This is a genomic window from Streptomyces sp. NPDC001828 (genome assembly GCF_042892175.1).
GTDB lineage: Bacteria > Actinomycetota > Actinomycetes > Streptomycetales > Streptomycetaceae > Streptomyces.
In genome coordinates this window covers 229173-243844 of sequence record NZ_JBIATV010000016.1, presented here as the reverse complement: position 1 = coordinate 243844, position 14672 = coordinate 229173, and the positions used below count along the sequence as shown (strand labels likewise).

Sequence of the window (14672 nt, the reverse complement as noted above, 5' to 3'; positions counted from 1 at the left end):
CAGTCATGGACACCTTTGCGTTGATCGTGACCATTGGCGTCGCGCTCGGATTCACGTATACGAACGGCTTTCACGACTCGGCGAACGCCATCGCCACGTCGGTCTCGACCCGGGCGCTGACCCCTCGGGCCGCGCTTGCCATGGCCGCCGTCATGAACCTCGCCGGCGCCTTCCTCGGCAGCGGCGTCGCCAAGACGGTGAGCGAGGGGCTCATCTCCACGCCCGAGGGCAACAAGGGGATGGGGATCCTGTTCGCGGCGCTGGTCGGCGCGATCATCTGGAACCTGGTCACCTGGTACTTCGGGCTGCCGTCCTCGTCGTCGCACGCCCTGTTCGGCGGCATGGTCGGCGCGGCCCTCGCGGGCGGTACGACCGTGTACTGGTCCGGGGTGCTCGACAAGATCGTCATCCCGATGTTCGTCTCGCCGGTGGTCGGCCTGGTCGTCGGCTACCTGGTGATGTGCGCCATCCTCTGGATGTTCCGCAAGGCGAACCCGCACAAGGCCAAGCGCGGATTCCGCATCGCGCAGACCGTCTCGGCGGCTGGCATGGCCCTCGGCCACGGCCTTCAGGACGCCCAGAAGACGATGGGCATCGTGATGATGGCGCTGGTCATCGCCGATGTTCAGGACGCGGGCTCGGAGATCCCGATCTGGGTCAAGATCGCGTGCGCGGCGATGCTTTCGCTCGGTACGTACGCGGGTGGCTGGCGGATCATGCGGACGCTGGGGCGGAAGATCATCGAGCTGGATCCGCCGCAGGGGTTCGCCGCGGAGGCGACGGGGGCGTCGATCATGTTCGGGTCGTCGTTCCTGTTCCAGGCGCCGATCTCCACGACGCATGTGATCACCTCGGCGATCATGGGTGTGGGGGCGACGAAGCGGGTCAACGCGGTGCGGTGGGGGGTCGCGAAGAACATCATTCTGGGGTGGTTCATCACGATGCCGGCGGCGGCGCTGGTCGCTGCGCTGAGCTATCTCCTGGTGCACGTCTTCTTCAGCTAGCCCTGGCTTTCCGGCTCCGCCCGGAGCTCACCCCGCCTCTTCCGGCTCCGCCGGGGGGCGGGGTTTCGGCTTTTCGGGGGTGCGCGATGGGGCTTCGCCCCGGGCCCCCTTTTTTTTCGGCTGCGGACCGTGCGGGGCTGGTCGCGCAGTTCCCCGCGCCCCTAAATGCCCCGGGTACAGGCATCTTCAGACCGTCATCGGGGTTCCCCCTGGCCCTTCGGGCGCGAACGGGGTCTGGGGCGGAGCCCCAGAGGCCGAACCATCCGACCCCTTGCGCGGGCGGGTGGGTGGGCGAACACCCAGGGGCCCGGGGTAGGAAAAGGGCCCGCCTCCCGTGGTACGGGAGGCGGGCCGTTCGTCTTGCGGTGGCACCGCCATGCAGCACCGCAGACGGTCGGGGGCGGGCCTAGCCGAAGCGGCCCGAGATGTAGTCCTCCGTGGCCTGCACGGAGGGGTTGGAGAAGATCCGCTCGGTCTCGTCGATCTCGATCAGCTTGCCGGGCTGGCCGACCGCCGAGAGGTTGAAGAAGGCCGTACGGTCCGAGACGCGGGCCGCCTGCTGCATGTTGTGCGTCACGATCACGATCGTGAAGCGCTCCTTCAGCTCCCCGATCAGATCCTCGATCGCGAGCGTCGAGATCGGGTCGAGCGCCGAGCAGGGCTCGTCCATGAGCAGCACGTCCGGCTCCACCGCGATCGCCCGCGCGATGCACAGCCGCTGCTGCTGGCCGCCCGACAGACCGGAACCCGGCTTGTTGAGGCGGTCCTTGACCTCGTTCCAGAGGTTGGCGCCCTTGAGCGACTTCTCCACCACGTCCGCCAGCTCGTTCTTCTTGAACTTGCCGTTCAGACGCAGCCCCGCCGCCACGTTGTCGAAGATCGACATCGTCGGGAACGGGTTGGGGCGCTGGAAGACCATGCCGACCGTGCGGCGCACGGCCACCGGGTCGACGGCGGAGCCGTACAGGTTCTCGTCGTCCAGGAGCACCTTGCCCTCGACGCGGCCGCCGGGGGTCACCTCGTGCATGCGGTTCAGGGTGCGCAGGAACGTGGACTTGCCGCAGCCGGACGGGCCGATGAAGGCGGTCACGGAGCGCGGCTCCACGGTCATCGAGATGTCGTCGATCGCCTTGTGGGCGCCGTAGTAGGCGGAGAGGCCCGATACGTCGATTCGCTTGGCCATGACTTGATCACTGCTTCTTTCGGGATGGCGAGACGGTCGCTGGGGTGGCCCCGCCCGGCGGGACCGAAGGGTGTCGCGTCAGCGACCGGTCTTGGGGGCCTTCCAGCGGGCGATGCCGCGGGCCACCAGATTGAGGATCATGACGAAGGCGATCAGGACCAGGGCGGCGGCCCAGGCGCGGTCGTACGCCGCGTCGCTGCCGACCCGGTACTGCTCCCAGATGTAGAAGGGGAGCGAGGACTGGGCGCCTTCGAAGGGGTTGGTGTTGATCAGCTGGCTGCCGAAGACGAGCAGCATGATCGGGGCGGTCTCACCGGCGATGCGGGCGATCGCGAGCATGACGCCGGTGGTGATGCCGCCGATCGCGGTCGGCAGGACCACCTTCAGGATGGTGCGCCACTTCGGCACGCCGAGGGCGAGGGAGGCCTCGCGCAGCTCGTTCGGGACGAGCTTGAGCATCTCCTCGGTGGAGCGCACCACGACCGGCATCATCAGGATCGTGAGGGCGAGCGACCCCATGAAGCCCGAGGGCCCGAAGTCGAACATCAGCATCAGGGTCAGGATGAACAGGCCGGCCACGATGGACGGGATGCCCGTCATGACGTCCACGAAGAAGGTGACGGCCTTCGCGAGCGCGCCCTTGCCGTACTCCACCAGGTAGACCGCGGTGAGCAGGCCGAGCGGCGCGGAGATCAGGGTGGCGAGGCCGACCTGCTCCAGGGTGCCGATCAGCGCGTGGTAGACGCCGCCGCCCGTTTCGAAGCCGGGGACGCCGGCCATCGAGTGGGACAGGAAGTACCCGTTGAGGACCTTGGTGCCGCGGCTGATCGTCGTCCACAGCAGGGAGGCGAGCGGGATCACGGCGAGGATGAAGCAGACCCAGACCAGGGAGGTCGCCACCCGGTCCTTGGCCTGCCGCTTGTTCTCGACGGCCGTGGTGACCGCGTACGAGATGAGGATGAAGAGCAGGGCCGCGATCAGGCCCCACTGGACCTTGCTGCCGAGGTCGAAGGCGAGGCCGATGCCGACCGCGAGCGCGACGGAGACGACCGCGAAGCCGGCCCCCGCCCAGCGCGGAAGCGCGCGGGCGCTGAGGCTGCCCTTGCGGGGGGCCGGAGTGGCGGGCCGGGCGTCCTGAACGGCTACGTGGCTCATGCGGGGCTCCCCTCGGGGGCTGCTGCGGTACGGGGGTCTCGGGACGGGGCGTGGCTCATGCGTTGGCCCCCGAGTACTCCTTGCGGCGCGCGATGATCATGCGGGCGGCGCCGTTGACCAGCAGGGTCAGCACGAAGAGGACCAGGCCGGAGGCGATCAGGGCGTCCCGGCCGAGCTGGTTGGACTCGTCGAACTTCGCGGCGATGTTCTGCGCGAAGGTGCCGCCGCCGGGGTCGAGGACGTGCAGCGACAGGACGTAGCTCGGGGACAGGACCGTGGCGACGGCCATCGTCTCGCCGAGCGCGCGGCCCAGGCCCAGCATCGAGGCGGAGATCACGCCGGAGCGGCCGAAGGGCAGGACCGAGAGGCGGATGACTTCCCAGCGGGTCGCGCCGAGGGCCAGGGCGGCCTCCTCGTTCATGCGCGGGACCTGGAGGAAGACTTCGCGGCTGACGCTGGTCACGATCGGCAGGATCATGATCGCGAGCAGGATGCCGACGGTGAACATCGAGCGGGCGACGCCGACTTCGGTCTTCTCGAAGACGTAGGTCCAGCCCATGTACTGGTCGAGCCAGTCGTTGAGCCCGCCGAGGTAGGGCACCAGGAACAGGGCGCCCCACACGCCGTAGACGATCGAGGGCACCGCGGCGAGCAGGTCGACCACGTAGGCGAGGGGCGCGGCCAGCTTGCGCGGCGCGTAGTGCGAGATGAACAGGGCGATGCCGACGGCGATCGGGACCGCGATGGCCATCGCGATGACCGAGCTGACGACGGTGCCGAAGAGCAGGACCGCGATGCCGAACACCGGCGGGCTGCCGGCCGGGTCCCAGTCGAAGGTGGTCAGGAAGTTGCCCTGGTCCTTCGAGATGGCGATGCCGGCCCGGACGCTCAGGAAGACGGCGATGGCCGCCATGATGACCAGCAGGAAGATGCCGGAGCCCCGGGAGAGTCCGAGGAAGATCTTGTCGCCCGCGCGGCCGGTGGACTGCTTGCGGCGCTGCGCGGAGGCGGGAGCGGGTGGTGGCGGTGTGTCGGTTGCTATGGAAGAAGCCATGATCTTTCCGGTCTGTGGGCGGGGACCTGATGGGTCCCCTGGCGGCGGTGCACCGGATGGTGTGCGGCGGGGGCCGGATCGGGGCCCCCGCCCCACCTGAGCCGCCGGGTCTTCGGCCCGGCGGCTCACCTGTGGTTCTACGAGAGGGAGTTGACCGTCTCGAGGACCTTGGCGTTGATCTCGGCCGGGATGGGCGCGTAGCTGGCGTCGGAGAGCAGCTTCTGGCCGTCGGCGCCGGCCGTGTAGGAGAGGAAGGACTTGACGGCGGCCAGCGTCGCGGGCTTGTTGCCCTTGTCGCAGGCGACCTCGTACGTGACGAGGACCAGCGGGTAGGCGCCGTCGGCCTTGGTCGTGTAGTCGAGCTTCAGGGCCAGGTCCTTGCCGGTGCCGGCGATCTTCGCGGCGGCGATGGCCTTGGAGGCGTTCTCGGCGGTCGCCTTGACCGGGGCGGAGGCGCCGGTGTTGATGTCGACGGTCTTGATGGACTGCGAGGCGGCGTAGGAGAGCTCGAAGTAGCCGATCGCGCCGTTGACCTGCTTGACCTGGGCGGCGACGTCGCCCGAGCCGGAGGCGGCCTGACCGCCGGAGGCGGCCCACTTCTTGGCCGGCGGGTAGGGCCAGTCGGCCTTGGCGGTCGCGGAGAGGTACTTGGTGAGGTTCTCGGTGGTGCCCGAGTCCGTGGAGCGGTGGAAGGCCTGGATCGCGAGGTCGGGGAGCTTGGCGCTCGGGTTAAGCTTGGCGATCGCCTCGTCGTTCCACTTGCTGATCTTGCCGTTGAAGATCTTGGCGATCGTGGAGGCGTCCAGGACCAGGCTGTCGACGCCCTCGACGTGGAAGCCGACCGCGATCGGGCCGCCGACCATCGGGAGGTTGATGCCCTGGCCGCCGGAGCAGACCTTCTTGGAGTCCTCGACCTGCTGGGCGTTGAGCGGCGAGTCCGAGCCCGCGAAGCCGACCGTGCCCTGGGTGAACGCGACGATGCCGTCACCGGAGGAGGAGGACTTGTAGTTGACCTGGGCGTCCTTGCAGGCCGCCATGTAGTTCTTGACCCACAGGTCCATGGCGTTCTTCTGGGCGGACGAGCCGGAGGCCAGGAGCTGACCCTTGGCGCCGTCGCACTTCACGCTGGAGGCGGCCCCGGTGGTCTTGTCGCCGCTGCCGCCCGTGCTCCCGCCGCCGCTGTTGTTGTCGCTGCCGCACGCCGTGAGGGCCAGGGCGCTGGACACGGCGATGACGCCGAGGGCGGTGGCGCGGAGCCGGTTCTTGCGCTGAAGCTTCACTTTCGGGTGTTCCTTCCGGGAGCCGCCGGTTTCCGTTCGTTGTACGGCGGCGTGCGTTGGATGGGCGGTGTGGGCGGGATGCCGTGCACCGTGTAAGGCCGAAATTAGGCAGAACAGGTGAAGTGGTCGGCGGGGAAGAGTTAACGGAAGGTGAACCGTGGCGGGCAGTGCGGTGCCGACCGTTACCGGTTCGTGTTCAGGAGGCGTACGGAACCGGATCCGCGCCGGTCCCGCGCCCGCCCGCGACCCGGCCCCGCGCCCGCCCGCACCCCGGCCCCCGCCCGCCCGGCACCGCCACCGCGCCCGGGCCCGCCCCCACCCGGGCCGGGTCCCAGGCCAATCTCTGGCGGATCGCGAGGCGGGCCTCAGCGCGGATCCCGGGCGGATCTCAGGCGGATCTCAGGCCGAGTGCAGCGCGTCGAGCAGGGCGAGGACCAGCTGGCGGTCGCGCGGGTGGGTGAGGCGGTGGTGGGCGGCCGCCGGGGTCAGCCACAGCAGCCGGTCGACCTCGGAGTTGGGGACGAAGCGCCCGTCGCCCGCCTCGGCGGCCCAGTAGTCGACGCGCTTGGGGCGGCGCTGGCCGTCCGTGTAGTGGGCGGTGGGCAGCACCGCGCCCGGTGTGCAGGCGAACCCGGTCTCCTCCAGGACCTCGCGCAGCGCACCGTCGAGCGCGGCCTCGCCCCGCTTCAGCTTGCCCTTGGGGTGCGACCAGTCGTCGTACTTGGGCCGGTGCACCAGGCAGATCTCGATGCCGCCGTCGCCCCACGGGGAGCGGCGCCACAGGACGCACCCCGCGGCGAGGACGGTTCCGTCGGGTGCGGTGCTCATGGGGCGGCCGTGGTCGCCGGCGCTGCTGTGGTCACCGCCACAGGCTGCCAGATCCGCTGGAAGGCGAACCGCGCAGCCTCCACCTCGTGCCGCTGATCGGCGTGCAGCACCCCGAGCGCGTACGCGGTGGCCGGGGCGATCCGGGGGGTGCGGGCCGCGGCCGCCGCGGCCGAGGCCGCCTCCGCCGCGTCCCGGTGCCGGTCGAGGGCCCGCCCCGCGGCCAGCAGCCGCTCGGGCGGATCCGGCTCGCCGAGCCCGTGGTGCAGCACTTCCCGCGCGTACCGGTACAGGCGCAGCAGCAGCCGCACCTGGTGCCAGGGGCTGTCCTGGCTCTCGCTCTCCTGGACCAGGGCCTCCGCGTTGTACGGATGCGCTGCCCGGGCCAGCGGCAGCGCGGCCACCGCCCGGTCCAGCCGGTCCTCGGCGTCCAGGGCCGCGGGCGCGAGCACCTCGCAGGCGTGCGCGGCGGCGGCCGACGCCAGGGGCACCTCGCTGGCGAGCAGCGCGACCGCGTCCGCCACCGCGTGGAAGCGGGAGGAGCCGAGTGCCTGGAGCGCCGCCGAGTGGGCCCGGGTGCGGGCCAGTGTCAGCTGGCGGTCGAGCAGGGCGCCCGCGCGGGCGGCGCCCACGGTGAGCGTGCCGGTGTCGCCGCGCGCGGGAGGCACCCGGCCGCCGCCGAGCCGGTGCAGGGCGTCCAGGAGCCGGGCGAGCCGGGCCGAGCAGGCGTGCTCGCCCGCCAACGTGCCGGACAGCCAGGCGAGTTCGGCCCGCAGCTGGTCGGCCCAGGCCGCGTCGAGCAGCGGCCGGAAGGTGTGCAGGGTCGCGCTGATGCGGCGGGCCGCGGCCCGCAGGGCCTGGGCGGCCTCCTCGGTGGACTGGTTGTCGGGCCCCGCCTCGCGGTGGAGCCGGAGGCCACGCAGGAACTCCCCCGCCTGTACGTGGAGATAGGGGGCGAGGATCTCGCCCGCCAGCTCCTGCCCGGCGACTGCGGCGGCTCCGGCCACGCCGGCGCCTCTCGTGCCTCCGGTGCTTCCGATGTTTCCGGGGTTTCCGGCGAATCCGGCGGTTCCGGCGGTGTTCTCAGGGCGTTGCACGCCGGCGCCTCCGGGCGTCTATCAGCATCTCCTGTACGTTCCGCAGCGGCTGGCCCTCGGCGTCCGTGGAGTGCCGGGTCCAGTTCCCGTCGGCCCCCAGGTGCCAGGACGAGGTGCCGTCCGACATCCCGGTCTCCAGGAGCCGGCTCAGGGCCGCGCGGTGGGCCGGGTCGGCGACCCGGACCAGAGCCTCGATGCGTCGGTCGAGGTTGCGGTGCATCATGTCGGCGCTGCCGAACCAGACTTCGGGCTCGCCGCCGTTGCCGAAGGCGAACACCCGCGAGTGTTCCAGGAAGCGTCCGAGGATCGAGCGCACCCGGATGTTCTCCGAGAGGCCGGCGACCCCGGGCCGCACCGCGCAGATGCCGCGGACCCAGATGTCGACCGGCACGCCCGCCTGCGAGGCCCGGTAGCAGGCGTCGATGACGGCCTCGTCGACCATCGAGTTGACCTTGATGCGGACATAGGCGGGGCGCCCCGCGTGCTGGTGGGCTATCTCCTTGTTGATCCGCGAAACCAGGCCGTCCCGAAGGGACTTGGGGGCCACGAGCAGCCGCCGGTAGGTCTCCCTGCGGGAGTATCCGGACAGCCGGTTGAAGAGGTCCGAGAGGTCCGCGCCGACCTGCGGGTCGGCGGTGAGCAGCCCCAGGTCCTCGTACAGACGGGCCGTCTTGGGGTGGTAGTTGCCGGTGCCGACGTGGCTGTAGCGGCGCAGCGTCTCGCCCTCCTGGCGCACCACGAGCGACAGCTTGCAGTGCGTCTTGAGGCCGACGAGCCCGTAGACGACGTGACAGCCGGACTCCTCCAGCTTGCGCGCCCACTTGATGTTGGCCTGCTCGTCGAAGCGCGCCTTGATCTCGACGAGGACCAGCACCTGCTTGCCCGACTCGGCCGCGTCTATCAGCGCGTCCACGATCGGCGAATCGCCCGAAGTCCGGTACAGGGTCTGCTTGATGGCCAGGACGTCCGGGTCGGACGCGGCCTGTTCAAGGAAGGCCTGCACCGAGGTGGAGAACGAGTCGTAGGGGTGGTGGAGCAGCACGTCCCGCTCGCGGACCGCCGCGAAGATGTCGGGCGCGGAGGCGGATTCCACCTCGGCGAGGTCGCGATGGGTGCCGGCGACGAACTTGGGGAACTTCAGCTCGGGCCGGTCGAGCGCGGAGATCCCGAACAGACCGGTCAGGTCGAGCAGCCCGGGCAGCGGGTAGACCTCGGCGTCCGAGATCTTCAACTCCCTTACGAGGAGGTCGAGTACGTACGGGTCGATGGACTCCTCGACCTCCAGACGCACCGGCGGCCCGAAGCGGCGCCGCATGAGTTCCTTCTCCAGGGCCTGGAGCAGGTTCTCGGCGTCGTCCTCCTCGACTTCGAGGTCCTCGTTGCGCGTCACCCGGAACATGTGGTGCGCGAGCACCTCCATGCCGGGGAACAGCTCCTCCAGGTGCGCGGCGATGACGTCCTCGAGCGGTACGTAGCGCTGCGGCGAGGCCTCCAGGAAGCGGGAGAGCAGCGGCGGCACCTTCACGCGCGCGAAGTGGCGGTGGCCCGAGACCGGGTTGCGCACCACCACGGCGAGGTTGAGCGAGAGCCCCGAGATGTACGGGAAGGGGTGCGCGGGGTCCACGGCCAGCGGGGTCAGGACCGGGAAGATCTGCTGCCGGAACAGGGTGAAGAGGCGGGCCTGCTCCTTCTCGGTGAGCTCCGGCCAGCGGATGAGGTGGATGCCCTCGTCGGCCAGGGCGGGGGCCACGTCCTGCTGGTAGCAGGCGGCGTGCCGGGCCATGAGTTCGCGCGAGCGGGTCCAGATCAGGTCCAGGACCTCGCGGGGCTGGAGGCCGGAGGCCGACCGGGTGGCCACCCCGGTCGCGATGCGGCGCTTGAGCCCGGCCACCCGGACCATGAAGAACTCGTCCAGGTTCGAGGCGAAGATCGCCAGGAAGTTCGCCCGTTCGAGGAGCGGGGTCGCCGGGTCCTCCGCGAGCTCCAGGACGCGCTCGTTGAACGCGAGCCAGCTGCGCTCACGGTCCAGGAAGCGGCCCGAGGGCAGCTCGTCGCCCTCGCTCTCGTCCTCGTAGGCGTCCAGGTCCGCGTCGAGGTCCGGCTCCAGGTCGGAGACGGCGGCCGCGAGTGTGTGCGGCCGGTGCGCGGCTATGGAGCCGACGGACGGCTGGGCGGGCTTGAGCGGGACGTCGGCGCTGGGCTGCTGGCTCATGTCCCCATTGTTCCGCGCACCGGGGTCCTCCAGCGCGTCGGAGAGCGCGGGAGTGAGCGCCCGTGGGGTTCTGGGCGGGGGAACTGTTCCGTTCCGGGAGGCGGGCGCCGGCGGCTTCATTACGCGAGCGTCGCAAGCGTGTCTGAATGGCTGGTTACGAGGACATGACGTGCGGGCAAGCGAACCCGGGCCCCCGGGCGTCACGGCGGGGCCGCGCGTCGCCCCGGGGCGCGGCCGGGACCCAGGATGCGGCGCCGGGGCCGCATCGGGCAAGGCCGCCGGGGCCGGGCTCGGGGGTGGGCGCTCAGGCCGCCGGCCGGTGGCTCAGGACTCCGCGCGGTACATCAGGTCCACCTCGTGGGTGGTGAAGCCGAGGCGCTCGTAGACGGTGACGGCCGCCGTGTTGTCGGCGTCGACGTACAGCATCGCGGTCGGCAGGCCCTCGGCCGCGAGGTGGCGCAGGCCGGTCGCGGTCAGCGCCTTGCCGAGGCCGCCGCCCTGGGCGTCCGGCCGGATCCCGACCACGTACACCTCGCCGAGCCGCTCCTCGGCGTGCACCTTCGTCCAGTGGAAGCCGACGAGTTCGCCGTTCTTCTCCGCGAGGAAGAAGCCCTTGGGGTCGAACCACGACTCGGCCTTGCGGTCGTCGAGGTCGCGCTGGGTCAGCGAGCCCTGCTCGGGGTGGTGCGAGAAGGCGGCCGCGTTCACCGCGAGCCAGGCCGCGTCGTCCTCGCCCGGGGTGAAGGTGCGCACGGTGACGCCCTCGGGCCACACCGGCTCGTCGATGCCGAGCGGGTTCAACGGCCGCCGCAGCTGGCGCAGTTCGCGGAACAGGGTGAGGCCGAGGACCTGCGCGAGATGGCGGGCCGCCGAGTGCCCGCCGTGCGCCCACACCCGCAACCGCTTGCCGGTCGCCCCGAGCAGCGCGCTGCCCAGCGCCCGGCCGTGCCCGTGGCCGCGGTGCGAGGGATGCACGACCAGCTCGGCGGCGGGTGCCTCGACGGGGTCGGCGTCCTCCAGCTGGGCGTACCCGGCGAGCACACCGTCGGCGGTCAGCAGAAAATGCCGCACGCCCTCGCGCCGGCCCCCGCGCAACTGGAGCCGCCCCTGCTCGGAGACCGCCTGCTGCCCGTCGGTGCGGGCGGCTTCGGCGATGAGGTCGAGGACGGCCCCCGCCTGGGAGGGACTGAGCTCGTCGAGCGTCTGGATGTCGCGGGAGGACGGCGAGGGGGCGGCTGCGTCTGTCATGGATACGAGGGTACGGCGGGGGCGCGGTGGACGGGGGTGGGTGCGCGGCCCGGACCGCCGCACCCGTCGCGAAGGGGAATCGCCCCGTGGCGCGGCGAACGGCAACCAGCTCGTAACCCGCCACCCCCTGTTGCGCTACGCGCGTTGACCCTAGGCTGCGCCGGGACTTCACCGGACACTCACAGGGGACTCAAAGAACACATGCCAGCGAAACCCCACATGAAGCGTGCCGCCACACGAATGTGGGCGGGGGCCGCCGGACTTGCCACCGTCGGAGCGCTCGTCGCCGCGATGCCCGCCGACGCGCACGAGCGCGGCCACGGACACCACCCGAAGCCGGACCGCACGGTCGATGTCCAACTGCTCTCCTTCAACGACCTGCACGGCAACCTGGAACCCCCGGCCGGTTCGGCGGGCGCGGTGACGGAGCGTCAGGCGGACGGAACCACCAAGTCCGTGCCGGCCGGTGGCATGGAATACCTCGCCACCTCGCTGCGCACCGCCCGCAAGGGCCACCCGTACTCGATCACCGCGGCCGGCGGCGACATGATCGGCGCGAGCCCGCTGCTGTCCGGGCTCTTCCACGACGAGCCGACCATCGAGGCGCTCAACAAGCTGAAGCTGGACGTCACGGCCGTCGGCAACCACGAGTTCGACGAGGGCGCCACCGAGCTCGCCCGCATGCAGAACGGCGGCTGCCACCCCACCGAGGGCTGCTACGAGAAGGGCAAGAAGTTCCAGGGCGCGGACTTCCCCTACCTCGCGGCCAACGTGACGAACGAGAAGACCGGCAGGCCGATCCTCAAGCCGTACACGGTCTGGGAGAAGAACGGCGTCAAGATCGGCTTCATCGGCGTGACGCTCGAAGGCACCCCGAACGTCGTGACCGCCTCCGGCGTCAAGGGTCTCAAGTTCGCCGACGAGATCGAGACCATCAACAAGTACGCCAAGGAACTCGACCGCCAGGGCGTCAAGTCGATCGTGGCGCTGATCCACGAGGGCGGCATGCCGTCCAGCAACGCGTACAACGACAGCTGCGACAGCCAGGGCCCCGGCAGCGGGATCTCCGGCCCGATCGTCGACATGGCCAAGGGCATCACGCCCAAGGTGGACGCGCTGATCACCGGCCACACCCACCAGGCGTACGTCTGCACCATCCCGGACCCGGCGGGCAACCCGCGCCTGGTGACCTCGGCGGCCTCGTTCGGCAAGCTGTACACGGACACGACGCTGACGTACGACCGCCGCACCAAGGACATCGTGCGCACCGCCGTGACGTCGCCGAAGTCCCCGAAGTCGGCGAACCACATCGTCAGCAGGGACCAGGCGAAGGCTCCCGACATGACCCAACTGATCGCCCGCTGGGGCAAGTTGGCGGCCCCGGTCGCGAACCGGCCGCAGGGTTACATCTCGGCCGACATCAACGGGCGCGGCTCCGACGCCCCCGAGAAGCCGCTCGGCGACCTGATCGCGGACGCGCAGCTCGCCGGGCTCTCCGCCCCCGACAAGGGCGGCGCACAGCTCGCCCTCATGAACCCCGGCGGCATCCGCTCCGACCTCGTGTACAAGGCGAGCGGGAGCGAGGGGGACGGGGTGGTGACCTACGGCGAGGCGTTCACGGTCCAGCCGTTCACCAACATGATGAACGTGGTCGACCTGACCGGGGCGCAGCTCATCGCGGCGCTCCAGCAGCAGGTCAGCGGCCCGAACGCGGCGGACCCGAAGATCCTCCAGGTCTCCAAGGGGCTGACCTACACGCTCGACCTGACGAAGTCGGGTGCGGCGCGGGTGGTCGTCGACACGGTGAGGCTGAACGGGGCCGCGATCGATCCCGCGAAGACGTACCGGGTGGCGATGAACGAGTTCCTGGCAGGCGGCGGTGACGGATTCCCGGCGCTGGTCGGCACGAACAAGCTGGTCGGGGCGTCGGACCTGGACGTCTTCGACGCGTACCTGGCGGCGAACTCGTCGGCCTCCGCGCCGATGGCTCCGCCGGTCTCCGGACGCATCACGGTGCTGAAGTAGCCCCTGCGGGCGGGTAGTTGGGGGTGGCGGTCCTCGGTCGGGCCGCCGCCCCCTTTCTTTCGCCCCGCCCCACCCCTTCCCGAAACCCTCCGGGGGTGGAACGGGGAGGACTGGCTTCCGGGGGCTGCGCCCCGCGCCCCCGCAGGTGGCCCGGCACGGGCGTCTTCAACCCGTCCGGGATCCGAGGGGGCGGAGCCTCAGGGGGTTTCCGGCGGGGGGGTCGGGGCGCCGGGCAGGGTCAGGGTGGCCAGGGTGCCGCCGCCTTCGGCGGGGGACAGGGTCACCTCGCCCCCCGCGTGCCGGACCGTACGGGCCACGATCGAGAGGCCGAGCCCCGAGCCGGGCAGGGCCCGCGCCGAGGGGGAGCGCCAGAAGCGCTCGAAGACGTGTGGCAGGTCCTCCGCCGGGATGCCGGGCCCCTGGTCGCGGACCGTCAGGACACCCCGGTCCAGGGTCACCGTGACCGTCCCGTACGGCGGGCTGAACTTCACCGCGTTGTCCAGGACGTTCACCACCGCCCGCTGCAGCGCCGCCGGCTCGGCCCGTACATACCAGGGCGCGAGCTCCGCCGTGATCGTCAGCTCGGGCCCGCGCAGCCGCGCCCGGTCGAGCGCGATCCGGGTGATGTCGTGCAGGCCGACCACTTCGAGCGGGCCCTCGCGGACCGCGTCCGGACGGGACAGCTCCTGCAAGTCCCCGATGAGGGAGGCGAGTTCGGACATCTGGGCCGTCACGGACGCCATCAGCGCCTTGCGGTCGGCGGGCGGAATGGCCCGCCCCGTCTCCTCGCTCCTGGCGAGCAGCTCGATGTTCGTACGCAGCGAGGTGAGCGGGGTGCGCAGCTCGTGCCCCGCGTCCGCGATGAGCTGCGCCTGCCGGTCCCGCGAGGAGGCGAGCGCGGCGGTCATCGCGTTGAACGAGAGCGAGAGCCGGGCGATCTCGTCCTCGCCCTCGACGGGGATGCGCACCGTCAGGTCCTCGGTGCGGGCCACGTGCTCGACGGCCCCGGTCAGCTTGTCCACGGGCCGCAGCCCGGTCCGCGCGACCCAGAGGCCGGCCGCCCCGGCCGCGACCACGCCGATGCCGGCGAGACCGGTCAGCAGCAGCGCGAGCCGGTTGAGGGCGGAGTCGATCTCGGTCAGCGGGCGGGAAAGGGAGACGGTGACCCACCGGCCGCCGAACTCCTGGTACTGGGTGTGCACCCGTACCTCCATGCCGCCTTCGGTGGTGCTGTTGTGCAGGGACTCGGCCTTGAGGTTGCGGCCGGCGGCGATCGCCACGTCCTGGGGCCTGACCTGTACGGGCGGGGAGTCCGGGGCCACGCAGCGGGTGCCGTCCGGCAGCACCACCTGGATGTAGGCGAACGGCTTCTGCCCCGGCGGCATGCTGCCCTGCGACGTGCAGGACTGGAGCGCGCCCTGCACCAGGCTGCCCGGCGCGCTGGTGTTGCGCAGCGTGGTGTCGAGCTCGGCGCGCAACTGGGCCCGGGTCAGCAGCCAGCAGGCCACCGCGACCGCCGCCACCGCCACCGCGACAGCCGTCGCGACCAGCATCGCGAGCCGGGAGCGGAGCGGCATCGCGCGGTAGCG

The 14672-nt window shown here is 71.2% G+C and carries 11 protein-coding genes; 2 read left to right on the top strand and 9 right to left on the bottom strand.

Annotation, left to right across the window (positions count from 1 at the left end):
* Positions 1 to 5: 5 nt before the first annotated feature.
* Positions 6 to 1004 carry an inorganic phosphate transporter gene (locus tag ACFYZA_RS35245; protein WP_100577830.1) on the top strand — a complete coding sequence of 333 codons (999 nt, stop codon included), beginning with the start codon at positions 6 to 8 and terminating at the stop codon, positions 1002 to 1004.
* 406 nt (positions 1005 to 1410) lie between these two features.
* Here the strand turns inward: ACFYZA_RS35245 and pstB are convergent, their stop codons facing one another.
* The 8 genes from pstB to mshD form a co-directional block, all read right to left on the bottom strand.
* Positions 1411 to 2187, bottom strand: coding sequence for a phosphate ABC transporter ATP-binding protein PstB (pstB, locus tag ACFYZA_RS35240; RefSeq protein WP_161253268.1), 777 nt, complete (start codon positions 2185 to 2187; stop codon positions 1411 to 1413).
* A gap of 78 nt (positions 2188 to 2265) precedes the next feature.
* Positions 2266 to 3342, bottom strand: a complete 1077-nt coding sequence (gene pstA / locus ACFYZA_RS35235; RefSeq protein ID WP_388494560.1) for a phosphate ABC transporter permease PstA — start codon at positions 3340 to 3342, stop codon at positions 2266 to 2268.
* Positions 3343 to 3397: 55 nt separating this feature from the next.
* Positions 3398 to 4396 carry a phosphate ABC transporter permease subunit PstC gene (gene pstC, locus ACFYZA_RS35230; RefSeq protein WP_382596282.1) on the bottom strand — a complete coding sequence of 333 codons (999 nt, stop codon included), beginning with the start codon at positions 4394 to 4396 and terminating at the stop codon, positions 3398 to 3400.
* A gap of 137 nt (positions 4397 to 4533) precedes the next feature.
* On the bottom strand, positions 4534 to 5676 hold the full coding sequence (pstS, locus tag ACFYZA_RS35225) for a phosphate ABC transporter substrate-binding protein PstS (RefSeq protein WP_382596285.1): 1143 nt from the start codon (positions 5674 to 5676) through the stop codon (positions 4534 to 4536).
* 399 nt (positions 5677 to 6075) lie between these two features.
* Positions 6076 to 6504 carry an NUDIX hydrolase gene (locus tag ACFYZA_RS35220; protein WP_388494559.1) on the bottom strand — a complete coding sequence of 143 codons (429 nt, stop codon included), beginning with the start codon at positions 6502 to 6504 and terminating at the stop codon, positions 6076 to 6078.
* Positions 6501 to 7508: a CHAD domain-containing protein gene (locus ACFYZA_RS35215; protein WP_382596291.1), complete on the bottom strand. Its 1008-nt coding sequence runs from the start codon at positions 7506 to 7508 to the stop codon at positions 6501 to 6503. The genes ACFYZA_RS35220 and ACFYZA_RS35215 overlap by 4 nt, the downstream gene beginning before the upstream one ends.
* Before the next feature lie 76 nt (positions 7509 to 7584).
* On the bottom strand, positions 7585 to 9810 hold the full coding sequence (locus tag ACFYZA_RS35210; protein ID WP_382596294.1) for an RNA degradosome polyphosphate kinase: 2226 nt from the start codon (positions 9808 to 9810) through the stop codon (positions 7585 to 7587).
* A gap of 324 nt (positions 9811 to 10134) precedes the next feature.
* Positions 10135 to 11058 (bottom strand): mycothiol synthase, encoded by a 924-nt coding sequence (gene mshD / locus ACFYZA_RS35205; RefSeq protein WP_382596297.1) that lies wholly within the window; start codon positions 11056 to 11058, stop codon positions 10135 to 10137.
* A gap of 201 nt (positions 11059 to 11259) precedes the next feature.
* Between mshD and ACFYZA_RS35200 the strand changes: the two genes are divergently transcribed.
* The gene (locus ACFYZA_RS35200; RefSeq protein WP_388494558.1) at positions 11260 to 13083 is read left to right on the top strand and encodes a bifunctional metallophosphatase/5'-nucleotidase; all 1824 of its coding nucleotides are present in this window, start codon (positions 11260 to 11262) and stop codon (positions 13081 to 13083) included.
* A 197-nt stretch (positions 13084 to 13280) separates the two neighbouring features.
* Here the strand turns inward: ACFYZA_RS35200 and ACFYZA_RS35195 are convergent, their stop codons facing one another.
* Positions 13281 to 14660: a sensor histidine kinase gene (locus tag ACFYZA_RS35195; protein ID WP_388494576.1), complete on the bottom strand. Its 1380-nt coding sequence runs from the start codon at positions 14658 to 14660 to the stop codon at positions 13281 to 13283.
* Positions 14661 to 14672: the final 12 nt, after the last annotated feature.